Annotated in this window: 13 protein-coding genes; all 13 read right to left on the minus strand. The window is 59.4% G+C overall.

Features of this window, described 5'->3' with window-relative positions; genetic code table 11:
- Positions 1–9: 9 nt before the first annotated feature.
- The 13 genes from G559_RS0125610 to arfB all read right to left on the minus strand — a co-directional run bounded on the left by G559_RS0125610 (position 10) and on the right by arfB (position 11,883).
- Positions 10–2,286 (minus strand): secretin N-terminal domain-containing protein, encoded by a 2,277-nt coding sequence (locus G559_RS0125610; RefSeq protein ID WP_028630955.1) that lies wholly within the window; start codon positions 2,284–2,286, stop codon positions 10–12.
- Positions 2,270–2,821, minus strand: coding sequence for a hypothetical protein (locus G559_RS30740; protein ID WP_169338782.1), 552 nt, complete (start codon positions 2,819–2,821; stop codon positions 2,270–2,272). The genes G559_RS0125610 and G559_RS30740 overlap by 17 nt, the downstream gene beginning before the upstream one ends.
- A 75-nt stretch (positions 2,822–2,896) precedes the next feature.
- The gene (locus G559_RS0125620; RefSeq protein ID WP_245586551.1) at positions 2,897–3,496 is read right to left on the minus strand and encodes a hypothetical protein; all 600 of its coding nucleotides are present in this window, start codon (positions 3,494–3,496) and stop codon (positions 2,897–2,899) included.
- On the minus strand, positions 3,493–4,578 hold the full coding sequence (locus G559_RS0125625; protein WP_169338783.1) for a hypothetical protein: 1,086 nt from the start codon (positions 4,576–4,578) through the stop codon (positions 3,493–3,495). The genes G559_RS0125620 and G559_RS0125625 overlap by 4 nt, the downstream gene beginning before the upstream one ends.
- Complete coding sequence (locus G559_RS0125630) at positions 4,520–5,566, minus strand: type II secretion system protein GspK (RefSeq protein ID WP_028630959.1); 1,047 nt, start codon at positions 5,564–5,566, stop codon at positions 4,520–4,522. The genes G559_RS0125625 and G559_RS0125630 overlap by 59 nt, the downstream gene beginning before the upstream one ends.
- Positions 5,556–6,146, minus strand: a complete 591-nt coding sequence (locus G559_RS0125635) for a prepilin-type N-terminal cleavage/methylation domain-containing protein (protein WP_028630960.1) — start codon at positions 6,144–6,146, stop codon at positions 5,556–5,558. The genes G559_RS0125630 and G559_RS0125635 overlap by 11 nt, the downstream gene beginning before the upstream one ends.
- Entirely contained in the window at positions 6,146–6,571 is a 426-nt protein-coding gene (locus G559_RS0125640; RefSeq protein ID WP_028630961.1) for a PulJ/GspJ family protein, read from the minus strand. Before G559_RS0125640 ends, G559_RS0125635 begins: the two co-directional genes overlap by 1 nt.
- Positions 6,568–6,981 (minus strand): prepilin-type N-terminal cleavage/methylation domain-containing protein, encoded by a 414-nt coding sequence (locus tag G559_RS0125645; protein WP_028630962.1) that lies wholly within the window; start codon positions 6,979–6,981, stop codon positions 6,568–6,570. Before G559_RS0125645 ends, G559_RS0125640 begins: the two co-directional genes overlap by 4 nt.
- The gene (gspG, locus tag G559_RS0125650) at positions 6,950–7,384 is read right to left on the minus strand and encodes a type II secretion system major pseudopilin GspG (protein ID WP_028630963.1); all 435 of its coding nucleotides are present in this window, start codon (positions 7,382–7,384) and stop codon (positions 6,950–6,952) included. Before gspG ends, G559_RS0125645 begins: the two co-directional genes overlap by 32 nt.
- An 88-nt stretch (positions 7,385–7,472) precedes the next feature.
- Complete coding sequence (locus G559_RS0125655) at positions 7,473–8,660, minus strand: type II secretion system F family protein (protein ID WP_028630964.1); 1,188 nt, start codon at positions 8,658–8,660, stop codon at positions 7,473–7,475.
- A gap of 4 nt (positions 8,661–8,664) precedes the next feature.
- The gene (locus G559_RS0125660) at positions 8,665–10,380 is read right to left on the minus strand and encodes a GspE/PulE family protein (protein ID WP_028630965.1); all 1,716 of its coding nucleotides are present in this window, start codon (positions 10,378–10,380) and stop codon (positions 8,665–8,667) included.
- On the minus strand, positions 10,370–11,131 hold the full coding sequence (locus G559_RS0125665) for an ABC transporter permease (protein WP_051246919.1): 762 nt from the start codon (positions 11,129–11,131) through the stop codon (positions 10,370–10,372). The genes G559_RS0125660 and G559_RS0125665 overlap by 11 nt, the downstream gene beginning before the upstream one ends.
- 338 nt (positions 11,132–11,469) lie before the next feature.
- Positions 11,470–11,883 carry an alternative ribosome rescue aminoacyl-tRNA hydrolase ArfB gene (arfB, locus tag G559_RS0125670; protein WP_028630967.1) on the minus strand — a complete coding sequence of 138 codons (414 nt, stop codon included), beginning with the start codon at positions 11,881–11,883 and terminating at the stop codon, positions 11,470–11,472.
- Positions 11,884–11,888: the final 5 nt, after the last annotated feature.

Raw genomic sequence — 11,888 nt, forward strand, 5'->3', positions numbered from 1 at the left:
AAAGGGCCGTCAGTCCAACCCGCACTGTCCTGCCCTTCCGGAGCATGCAAGCGATCGATCTAGCATTGCGCGCAGCTTGGCGGTGACTTCCTTAGCGTCTTCGTCGCTTTCCAGCACATATGGCTGGATCAGCAGGATGACCTCTTCGCGGCTTTTGACGACCTCCTGGTTACCGAAGAGCGCTCCCAACCAAGGTATATCCTTAAGCAAAGGCACGCCGGTACTGGCGTCCGTGACGTTGTCCCGGATCAATCCGCCCATCAGCACGGAACCACCGCTCTTCAGGGTCAAGGCCGTCTCCAGGGAAGTCCGAGTAATAGTCGGGGCCGCTAGGCTGCTCCCTTTCCCCTCGCCGCCACTTCCACCACTGTCGCTCAGCTCCTGGCTCACGGTGAGATCGACTCGATTGTTGGAATAGACCACCGGTGCGACGTTCAGAATGGTACCCGTGGAGCGATAAGCGATCTCGTTGCGTAAGTTGGTGGTTCCGCCGGTCGTACTATCATCGTTGATCTGTGCAGTGGGCACAGGAATATCGCTACCCACGTTGATATTGGCCTGTTCACCACTCTTGACCAATATGCGCGGGGTAGCTAGCACCCGGACACGCTGATCCTTGGCCATGGCGGAAATGGTCGCCATATTGCCCCCTGCAGTGTTGACCACGTAGTTGAATCCCCCGCCCCCCATGGTGCCGCTCAGCTTGGCATTGCTGAAGTCTCCGTTCAGGATCTTCCACTCCATCCCCAAGGACTTTGCATCACTGAGATTCACGCTCGCGATCGTGACTTCGATGAGTACCTGACGCGCAGGCTTGTCCATCTGACGGATAAGCCCCTGCATCTGCTGCCAAGTCCTGGCTGAGCCCCGGAACAGTATGGCGTTTCGGTTCTCGTCCTCCACTATCGTCCCACTGCCGGTGATGTCCGACGCCAGACTACCCAGCAAGCGGTCCTGCCCTCCCCCCATAAGAGCGGCAGCTCCGGCAGCCTGCAGCAAGGGAGAAACGGGAGCCTTAGCTCCTTCCTCGCTTGGTTTCCGGCCGCCGGTGGCCATCCCCGCGCGCGCTGAAGCACTGTTTCTCAGTCCGGACGTGATGCCGTAGGCCCCCTCCCCAGCAAGCCCAGATATCAGCGACCTCAGCGATCGGGCGAGCTCCGTGACCCGTGTATTGCGTGCTTCGTAATAGAACAACCCTTCTTTTTCGCTTCCTTCGCCCTGCCCTACGACCGCCGCGGCAACGGGAACTCGATCCACCTGCTGCGCCCACTCACGCACCAGACCAAGAAGGCTCTCGTCATTGGCAAAAACGATGAGACCGTTGGAGCTGTCCAGCGGCACAAGGACAATGGTGCCGGAGGCTTGACCAATACTCACGCTGTAACCCTGAGCCGAAATCAGAGTCTTGAGTTGCTCAGCCATGTCAGCAGCAGTTACGAACGCCGGATCAACCCTCAGGCTATGACGACCACGCATGAAGGGCTGATCGAGCAGGCGAACCGCTTCAGAGGCCTGCCGAACGATGGACGACATGCCCTTCAGCATCAATCCGCTTCGCGCCGCGTCAGCCGACACACTGAGCCCAGACTTTTCATAGGCACTGTTGAGCCAGGGAATGACGTCCCGCGTATCGACATTTTTCAGGGGCATGAACTGGAACACGGGTCGATATGCGATGGGCACCTCCGGCCGGGCATCCCCGCTAATCAGGATCGGTGGTTCGTCGGGACTCAACCCAACCTGTTTAATCTGGAATCGAAACACATCGCCCTGCCGAACGATCTCGACGCCATAGTTAGCCAGGATCTGCCTAGCCACTTCATAGACCATCTGCGGGGTTTGGGGTTGCTCCAGCCGGACCGTGACCCGATCAACCTTGCCCTTCAGGGCGCTTTCGATCTCGAATGGCAATTCGAGGATATTGCCGAACACCTCGTTTATGAATGCCGGCAACTGGATATCCTCAATGTTGAGCCGGATATCGGCGGTCTTGTCATCAAGCACAACCTTGTCACCACGATCTACGATGCCCACGCGCTCCACCGCTAAACCGCTGGGCGTCCGGCTGAAATGGGTCTCCAACTGAGCTGTCGCGACCTGTTTATCATCGCTCTCGGTAGTGGCGCTGGCGCCTGGCTCCTCATCGCCACGAGCACTCTCAACCTCCAGCAAGGGGTGAGGAATCTGCATGGGAGTGGTGCTGCAACCCGCTGATAGAGCCAGGCATGTTGCGATGAACAATGGACCGCACGAGAATCGCTCGGTGGGGTTATTGCTGTGGTGCATATAGTTCCCTGTCAAAACCTTGAATCTCGCCGTCTTCGGCGAGAGAGAATCGAATACCTTGCGTCGAGATCAGCTCCAGACGCTCACCTCCCGGCAAGATGGCGCCCCGGGAAAATCGCAAAGGCGGCGTAGTAGCGCCCTTTGAAATCAGCGCGAAGGTCCCTTGGTGATCCCGAACGATGCCGTGAAAACGCCAGGCAACTTCAACCCTGGCAACGCCGTCCTCTCCTGTCGAAACCCGCTTTTCTTTGTCGCGAGTTTCCGATGACGAACGCTCGCCCCCCCACCACAGCATCTCGGCCAATCGCTTGGCCCCAGCCGGATCGACAGAATGAGGTTGGAGGCTCACAGGCACCCAGTCATCCTGGTTCGAGATGCTCGCACCGGGGGGTTCCGTATCAGGTGCGATCAACCATCCGAAAGAAACAGTGAGTGCGGGGAACAGCAGGTACCAGCGCAGGGTTGATTGGTGGTCCATGAATGTCACGCGAGTCGGGCAATGGGATGCGGGCGCAAAGGCGAAGAAGTCTCGCATTTGCGGCCACCGCCAAACGCCGAGTTAGTGGTAGGAAACGTCCCAACCTTTCCCACTCATTTGGACCATGCGCCGCTATAGCGCAGCCTGGGACGGCTGAAGGAACAGAAAAGAGAGCTGGAGGTTAATCGCAGGAGATATCTGGTTGTTAAGCTCGAGGTAGTCCACCACGATTTGCCGTGGCTCTCCCTCGATCGCATGTAGCAGCCGGCTGAACGATTCGGGGTGAAACACACCCCGAACCTCAGCCTCGATGCGTGCTACGGAGTCCTCGCGATCAAATCCCGTCGGTGCCAGAACAGTAATCTTCGCGTCATCCACGCCAGCCATCGTGACCTGATCGTCCAACCAGGCCTGAACATCCGCGCGCGCCTGAGATGCATTGGTGGACAACCAGAATCGCTCGCGCACGCGAAGCAAGACATCATCCGCCTGCTTCGAACGTTCCGGCCACGACGTCTGACGGGAAATCGCTTGCAGCTTGAGCCAATCCTTAGCCAACCTCCGATAGTGTTCCTCACGTTCGACACGCCAATCCTGGCAAAGCAGAATCAGATGCACGACTAACAGCATTACTGCCAACCAAAGCGACATTCGCAGGGGGAGACTTTCCTGATACTGCCGTCGGAGCTGATTCCAGTGAGCGCGGAAGGGAATTCGGTTGTTCAACATCATCCTTCCCCTCCTGTGTGCGACAAGCTCAGGCTCAGTATTACTCCCCCATCACGCGGCACAGGCTCCACTCGCACATTCTCGAAGTTTCCGGCCTCCATGAAGCGATTGACATAGAAGCGAGGATCAACCTTGCGGGTGTCCAGTTGGAGCTCCAGCTCTTGCCCTCCAAAGCGCCAAGCGAGCAAGCGGCTATCGCGGTCCAACAGTGCGGCAACCTGGCTGAGCAATTTGCTTTGTGACGTGGCCCGCGAGGCTTGAACCAGATTGACACTTGTTTCATTGGCCCTGAGCGCTGTACTGCGAGCTATTAACACAGGCTCGACCTGACGGCTCAACTCATCGTACTGGGCCTGCAAGGCGCGCCCTGCCCACCACCAGGAAAATCCGATTCCCATGTTCAGTCCTCCCCCCAGCGCCAAGGAAGCCGCCAATACATGCGGAAGCCACCGTTCCCAGTGAGATGAAGCACCGACGACTGCGGAATTGGCCCATGGGCGATTGAGCGAAGAGATACAAGTAGCCTCGACAGCAAAAGACACCTCTACTCCTGTCAATCCTCGCAGCAGTGGGAGGTACTTCTCGGGGTCAGGCAACATGGGAAAACAATGACTCATGACCAAGGTATTTCCTTGCCACACCTGCAGATCCACTCCCGATCCGAGTCGCACCATACGTACCGTCGCCCCCTCGGACTTGGGTAGCGCCTGGAGCAACGGTTCAGGAATGCAGCGATAACGCTTCGGCGCATCGCTCAGGGTCGCAGCCGCTTCCTCACGTTCGCGCTCATCCCACGACCACACCATCGCTCGCCCGCCTCGCCAGACCACATAATGTCCGGCATGGCGGAATGGAGAGACTGATAAGAGCTTCAACGCCAGCGCCCGGGGACGATCGGATCGAGGAACATGTTCAAGGTCCAAGCAATGGAAGATGCACAGGGAGCGATCAATGACCCATTGCACCGGCCAGCCACTAAACACACCTACACTACGACGCGTCCACTTCAGCGCGACTTGCCCGTCCTCACCACGGGCCTGCCATAAGCGGGGCGGAGAGAATTCCGGGAACGTCTCCAGACGCATGGATCGAGTCAGCTTCATTTCGCTTCACGGACCTTTTCAGTTGGAGCTGCCAAGGTGGCAGCATTCGATGGTCGGAGCTGAAGCTGACTTCGTACTCCGTCGCTCGCTCCACTCCAGTGGGATGCAAACGGATCGACAGCGTGGAGCTAGCGAGGCGGGTCCAGCCATCGTCGGGAACAAGGTTTGCGTGTGCACCCAACAGGGCACGCAAATCGGTGGACCGTGCGAGTGACTGCTGCTCGCGAGCCGCCACTAGTCGACTTACTTGCTCCACCGGCAAGCCCCATGCCAGATTCAAGACACGAGGATCTGCAGTATTGATGTTCAACGGCGTCGCGCTGGTCGTCACCAACTCGGTCCAGTCGGCATTCAGCAAGTGCTCCTCCCAGGGCTGCCAGCGATCGAGAAGGAAAACCTCCAACACCGAACGTGGAGTGCGACGCGAGTCTTGGCTGCCGCCCCTCCAGGTGGCGCGACCACCGGCGCTACCCAGGCGCGGAGCCCCCTCTGGCATGAGGTAGTCGGACCACTGCGCCAACATGGCCGGTACCTCTTCCGGCGTTACGCCCAGGCCGAGCAGCAGGTTACCTAAAAGACGAGGATCCACAGCTGAGAGGCTGAGCCGTGCTGCATCATCCGTCAGCCCCAGGCACCAGCCGTTTGCCATGCAAAGTGGACGGCCATCCAAAGGCAGCTCACCGCCCACCGGCATGACCGACGAATCCAGCTGCGGAACCTGGGCTACCCCGTCACTCGGAATCGTCAGCCCGGCGATGGTGTACCCCTGTGTCGCGATCAGCCACTGCACGCGCGCCAACAATGTACTTTCCTCGATCTCCCTCAACATGGCCGCACGCCGGTTCTCCATAACGTTCACGGAGCGCTCGACCCAGAGCACGGCTGCTGCTGCCAGTAAAGTCATGACGGCCAGGAACCAGACCACGCCGACCAGCACGAAACCACGACTGCGATGTTGTTCAGTGCTCATGTACCGACGGCCTGACTTTAGGTAGCTGTACAACGGCCAGGACGTAGAGATTGTCCTCTAATGCTTCGAGCACGATGGCCTCAGGTAGCTGGTCTACGTTCATTGAGGATGGTGGCCATGTTTGATGCCACGCCCCCCTGGCATCCAGGTAACTAAAATGGGCATCCGCTGGCAGCGACGAAACTGACCAACGGCTGTCCAACAGCGGACGCACGTATATCAGCTCCGCATCTCGCCCTTGGCCCCGCGCTTCGATACGAAACGCAAACGGCTGGGGAATACCCTGTCGACGGTCCACGGTGCCCAGAGAGACAGCTTCGAAACTGAGCTCGTCCCCACGTAAACGCATCGCAACATCCCCCTGTTCAGGAGCGACGAGGTTCCGCACGGCATCCAGGAACCAGCCATGGGCAAGCGTCTCCACTCGTTTGCTGCCCGCATGCAGGTGAAACGTACTATTGACCTTGCCGATGTAGGTCAGCGCCTGCATGAGAAGTGCGCTGACGAGCGAGACCAGCATGAGGACCACCAACACCTCAAGTAGCGTGAACGCAGACTGTTTGCAGACCCGTCGTTCCATCATCCGTCTCCAGAACGGCTGGCTACCCGCACATGGCCGACCTTTTCAAGGCGAAAGCGAAAAAGAAGCTCGTCCCGCGCTCGCACTTGCGTTTCGACGCGAAACAGCTGGGCGTCGTAGATGCCGGGCTGGGCACCATGACGACTAACTACGGGTTTGGGCGTTGAACGAGGCGAACTTTGCCAACTCAGCAGGTAGTGCCCCAACCGAACTTCTCCATTGGGGTCTTGCATCGGATTCAGCGTTTCCAGGTACGCCATTGCAACCTGGGCAGCCTCAATCCGTTCCTCGGCGGCCTCGACTCGCTGCAAGCTTCTGAAACCGGAGTTGAGCCATGCCAGCAACGCGCCGCCCACTACAGCCAGCAATGTCATCGCCACGACGGCCTCAAGAAGTGTGAATCCCGCCTGGTGCGAAGCTCTCATGGAAGCCCTTGCGGAGCGCAGAATGGCGGGTCCAACCGGACATCACGTGGCAGGCCATCGTGAATGATCCGCAAACTGCCGCCGAGACAGACCCCATTGGCCAGATAGCGCACGGGAGGTTCCGCGACGATCAACCAACCGGTAGGCACCTGCAACATCTCCGCGCGCGACGCGCCATCTGCATCGATGGTCAGCTCCCTCCCGTCGTTGCGTACTCGGAGGCCCAGGCTTTGAAGTTGCTCCTGAATATCCTGCAGAGCCACCCGACGAGACCAGGCCGACTGCATGTTTGCCAACCCTGGCAGCACGACCGCAGCGATAGCCGCGACCAAGGCGAGCACGACCAGCAGCTCAAGCAAGGTAAACCCTCGCACCCGATCAGCGCTGCGGCAGGTAGCCAACATCGGCATCCAGCCCGTCACCACCAGGCTGCCCATCTGCTCCCAGACTGAACAGAGTGAACGGTTGCTCGGTACTTGATCTATCGCTGTAAACGTAGGGGCGGTTCCACGGATCCAGCGGCACGCCCCCCTCCAGGTAGGGGCCTTTCCAAAATGCCTTGATGCGCTCATCGGCCGGTGGAGCATTGAGCAGTCCAAGCCCTTCCTGCTCGCTCGGAAGGCGACCGATATCCAGGCGCATGGTTAGCAACGCCCCCTTGAGCATCTTTACCTGGGTATCGGCGGTCTGCGCCTTGGCCTTGTCCGCCTGACTGAACAGACGCGGCCCCACAAGCCCCATCAATAGACCGATGATCACTAGCACCACGATCATCTCGAGAAGGGTAAAACCTCGTTGTGCCACTTTGCTCATACCGATTCCGCAGATGTTTCCGCCTTCCGACGGGATTCAAATTGCCGGTCGCTCCCGCGAACGAAGCGGGGCAGCTTGCAATCGATACCTAGAGCGCCATGTCATTGGCGCTAGTGATGGCCAAGACAACACCAGTGATGATCAAACCAAACACGGAGCCAATCAGCAGAATGGCCAGCGGCTCGATCAGCACCAGGGTCTTCTTCATCCGGCCCCGACCGGCTTCTTCATACAGCGTTGCCAGACTCAGCAGCATCTCAGCGAGTTGCCCGGAAGCCTCTCCAACACGAACCAGGTTTGCGCCAATGGCCGTGATAGCCTGGCGCTCTTCAAGCGCCACAGACAGAGCAGTGCCGCCCCTCACATCCTGGGTAACACGCTCCAGCACCTGGCGCTGTCGAGCGATGCGCATCCCTCCACCAGCCAATTCCAGGGCATCGACCAGCGCGACGCGGTTTCCCAGAAGCGTTCCAAGCACCTTGGACCATTGCGCGATCTCTGCCTGGAGCAGCCACTCACCAACCAGTGGCACCCTCGCCAGTTGATCGAAGGCCCAGTCCCGCAATCGCTCGTTACTCAGGCCCATCGCGACTCCGACGCACAAGCCCAGGACGATTAACATCAACAGGCCGGCATTCCCGTTGCTCCATACCCCAGTGCTCAGCACTATCCAAGCCAACCAGGGAAGTTCGACCACTTCATCGAGCAGGTTGGCAAACTTGGGAACGACAAATACGAACAAGGTCGCTATCGCAAGCAAACCGCTCAAGACCAGGATGCTCGGATACACCAATGCCCCAGTGATCTCCGCACGAGTACGCCTTTCGTACTCCAGCTGCTGGGCGCAGTCGCGTAGCGCCCCGGCCAGGTCGCCAGTCAGTTCGCCAGCGGCCACGAGCTGGTAGACGTACTTAGGCAAGGGCAGTCCGGATGCCTCTAGTACAGCGGGAAACGATTGCCCACTTCGCAAGCCGCTTCCGATGACCTCCAACGCAGCCGCCAGGACGGGATGGTGTGCAGTCCGCTCCTGAGCCGCCACAGCTTCCGCTAGCGTCACTCCTGCAGCGAGCAGAGTCGCAAGTTCATGGAAGGCCATGTTCAACTCCTCAGCACGCAGATGGCGACGACGGCCAAGCGCCCGCCTCTTCTGCTCCAGGCGGAGTGGTGTCAATCCCTGGTTCTGCAATTGCCGCAGCGCGTCCTGCCGAGAGGGAAGATTGAGTTCGCCGGTGAATCGCCGACCGTTCCGATCGATGGCCTCATAGATGAAGGTCATGAGATCAACCACTGGTTACACGACGAACTTCATCGAGACAGGTTTCGCCGAGCCAGGCCTTCAAGAGGCCGTCGCCTCGAAGATTTCGCATGCCCTGCTCGTAGGCCAAACGCCGCAGTTGCTCGGCAGTTGCTCGCTGTACGATCAGTTCGCGCATTTCCGGAGTCAGATCAACCAACTCATAGATTCCAAGGCGCCCACGGTAGCCGGTACCTTCGCAACGCTCACAACCACGAGCCCGTTTCCACCGCGCCGATTGCCCTGGAAATAATCGGGCAGCGACCACGCGAGTGTCTTCCAGCTCCGCGTCGCCAATGCTCGGAGCGCACGTTTCCGCGCAGTACTGGCAGAGCCTGCGGACGAGGCGCTGGGCCTGAACCCCGCGCACCGGAGAGGCTACGAGAAATGGCTCGACACCCATGTCCACGAGGCGGGTGAAGGCACTTACCGAGTCGTTGGTGTGGAGGGTCGAGAACACCAGATGGCCGGTCAGGGAAGACTGCACAGCAATCTCTGCGGTTTCCAGGTCACGAATCTCACCGATCATGATGACGTCCGGGTCCTGACGGAGAATCGAACGTAGCGCTGCGGCGAAGGTCAGGCCAATATCGGCGTGGGCCTGTACCTGGGTGATGTTGGGTACCTGGTACTCGACCGGATCTTCCACCGTGATGATCTTGCGCACACCATCGTTGATCTCCTCAAGGGTACCGTAGAGGGTGGTCGACTTGCCGGATCCGGTAGGTCCGGTAACCAGGATGATGCCGTGGGGCTCCGCTATCCATTCGCGCAGGATGCCCAGATGATCTGGCAACATGCCCAAACGATCTAGTCGCAAGGATTCACGTTCCTTGGGCAGCAACCGCATCACGACTGATTCCCCATGGACACCGGGCAATGTCGAGACGCGCACATCCAGTTCGGTGCCGCTGACGCGAATGCTCATGCGCCCATCCTGCGGAAGTCGACGCTCGGCAATATCGATGGCGGAAATCAGCTTGATCCGCGAAACCACGGCAGCAAATCGCTCGCGCGGCAAGTTGAGTTGTTCCTGCAACACGCCATCAATCCGGAATCGAATGCGGAAATCGAATTCACGCGGCTCGATATGGATATCCGACGAGCGTTTCTCGATAGCCTGCCCCATCACGTTGTTGACCAGCTCGACTATCGGAGCCTCCTCAGCCATTTCGCGCAAATGGCGCACGTCGTCACGGCCGTCCCCCCCCTGGATAGCCCCTTGGCGGGCGAGATCGAGACAGCGTTCAAGCCAGGCGTCCATATCCTGGGCTCGACACAGCACCGGTCGTATGGCCCGTCCCGGATAGAAATACTGGAGGGTTTCCGGGATCGAAGGCGAAAGCGGATCTCGGGCGGCGAACAGCAGTTGTTCACCGTCCTCCCACACCACCACTTGCTCCTCCACGAACCAATCGGAGTTGATCGGGGAGGTTTGCAGGAACGCCGTAATCACTTGTTCCGAAGGCGGCTCGAGGTGCTCCCCCACCAACGGCATCTGCAATTGCTCGGCCAGAACTTGAAGCAACGCGCTTTCCGCAAGCGCACCGGAACGCACCAGTATGCCTCCCAATCGCCCACCGACCTTGCGCTGCATGGCCAGGGCACGGTCGAGCTCTTGCTGGTTCACCAGCCCACGTTCGAGTAGCCGCTGCCCAAGCGACCGCCACTGCAAAAGCGCCTGCTGGGAATCAAAGGACATCGGCAAAACCTTCCTGGACACGACGGAACCAGGTCAAACCAAGCAGGAACACCAGCGTCGACACAGCACAGTAGAGCGCAATGACACCGAGCTCTGGCAGCGGCGAGTCGAACAACACGGCACGAACCATTTCCACCGGGACAGTCAGCGGGTTCATGTACAGGTATGGCTGCACAGCAGGCGGCAGCGAGCTGAGCGGATAGAAGACAGGGCTGATGAACAGCAGGAGGATCAGGAGGAACTGGACGAACTGGCCAGTATCGCGAACGTAGACGCCGAGTCCGGATAGGAACCAGGCCAGCCCCGTTACGCAAAGCAGGAATGGCAGGAGCATCAGCGGCAGCAGGATAACCGGCCACCCCGGCGCGACGCCCTTGATGACGAGAAAGACGATAAGTACCAGGTAGCCCAGCGCCGAATTGATGAAGGCAGCCAGTATGGGGGTGACGGGAAGGATCTCAAGCGGGAAGACCAGTTTCTTCACCAGGTTGACGTTACCTGGAATGATGCCTGGGGCCCTGGAAAGACCCTCGGCGAGAATGCCGTTGAGCAGGAGCCCAGCGAAAAGCGTCAGCGCAAAGGAAAAGGTGTCCTGGTCGCTTCCCCAGCGCGACTTGAGCACCACGCCGAAGACGAAAGTGTAGATCAGGAGCAGTAGAACGGGCGAAACGATGATCCAGATGCGCCCCATTACTGCATCCCGATAGCGCGACTCAACTTCACGCCTCGTCATGGCGAGCAAGAGCTCCATGCGAAGTGCAAGCACGTCTGGCAGCGGGGGAAGCAGGTTCAAGGCGCAGATCTCCTGGCCACCCGTCACAGGTAGCGGCTCTTTTGAGGCCAGGGAATATGCGAAATTCGCGCATCCGACACCATCGGCAGCCGCCCCTGACGATTGGCGACTTTTCCGACTACGTCGACGGAACGTTCCAAGGAGCACCTATTCGATGCGCTGCCACCCCGAATGATTCAGTTGCATGGAAACGCTGAAGGCATGGAACCTGTCCAATTACCCAGTCCGGCCATCCCCGTGCGGTGATGCTGCGAAACCCAAGAAGCGAATCAAGCGCACGGTCCCGCCCAAACACCTCAGTAATCCACCTTGCCCCGCCCTGCCTTGACCGCTCCGCGCTTGGCCTTGCCTTCCAGGCGCCGTTTCTTCGAACCCAGCGTGGGCTTGGTCGGCCGCCGCGCCTTTTCCACTTTGGCCACGCTGCGGATCAGTTCCGCCAGGCGCTCCAGGGCGTCCGCGCGATTCTGTTCCTGGGTGCGGTATTGCTGCGCCTTGATGACGATGACGCCTTCGCTGGTGATGCGATTGTCACGCAGCGCCAGCAGCCGTTCCTTGTAGAAGGGCGGCAAGGACGAGGCATTGATATCGAAGCGCAGGTGCATTGCGCTGGACACCTTGTTGACGTTCTGCCCACCCGCGCCCTGGGCGCGGATGGCGGTCAGCTCGATTTCGTCGTCGGGCAGGTGAACGGTATTGGAGATAAGCAGCATGGCAA

Origin of the sequence: Metapseudomonas resinovorans DSM 21078, from assembly GCF_000423545.1 — a bacterium.
GTDB classification, from domain to species: Bacteria; Pseudomonadota; Gammaproteobacteria; order Pseudomonadales; family Pseudomonadaceae; genus Metapseudomonas; species Metapseudomonas resinovorans.

Bases quoted from the DNA above. Each gene is read 5' to 3' on its own strand.
- G559_RS0125610 (WP_028630955.1), bottom strand. From the start codon at position 2,286: ATGCACCACAGCAATAACCCCACCGAGCGATTCTCGTGCGGTCCATTG.
- G559_RS30740 (WP_169338782.1), bottom strand. From the start codon at position 2,821: ATGCGAGACTTCTTCGCCTTTGCGCCCGCATCCCATTGCCCGACTCGC.
- G559_RS0125620 (WP_245586551.1), bottom strand. From the start codon at position 3,496: ATGATGTTGAACAACCGAATTCCCTTCCGCGCTCACTGGAATCAGCTC.
- G559_RS0125625 (WP_169338783.1), bottom strand. From the start codon at position 4,578: ATGCGTCTGGAGACGTTCCCGGAATTCTCTCCGCCCCGCTTATGGCAG.
- G559_RS0125630 (WP_028630959.1), bottom strand. From the start codon at position 5,566: ATGAGCACTGAACAACATCGCAGTCGTGGTTTCGTGCTGGTCGGCGTG.
- G559_RS0125635 (WP_028630960.1), bottom strand. From the start codon at position 6,146: ATGGAACGACGGGTCTGCAAACAGTCTGCGTTCACGCTACTTGAGGTG.
- G559_RS0125640 (WP_028630961.1), bottom strand. From the start codon at position 6,571: ATGAGAGCTTCGCACCAGGCGGGATTCACACTTCTTGAGGCCGTCGTG.
- G559_RS0125645 (WP_028630962.1), bottom strand. From the start codon at position 6,981: ATGCCGATGTTGGCTACCTGCCGCAGCGCTGATCGGGTGCGAGGGTTT.
- gspG (WP_028630963.1), bottom strand. From the start codon at position 7,384: ATGAGCAAAGTGGCACAACGAGGTTTTACCCTTCTCGAGATGATCGTG.
- G559_RS0125655 (WP_028630964.1), bottom strand. From the start codon at position 8,660: ATGACCTTCATCTATGAGGCCATCGATCGGAACGGTCGGCGATTCACC.
- G559_RS0125660 (WP_028630965.1), bottom strand. From the start codon at position 10,380: ATGTCCTTTGATTCCCAGCAGGCGCTTTTGCAGTGGCGGTCGCTTGGG.
- G559_RS0125665 (WP_051246919.1), bottom strand. From the start codon at position 11,131: ATGGAGCTCTTGCTCGCCATGACGAGGCGTGAAGTTGAGTCGCGCTAT.
- arfB (WP_028630967.1), bottom strand. From the start codon at position 11,883: ATGCTGCTTATCTCCAATACCGTTCACCTGCCCGACGACGAAATCGAG.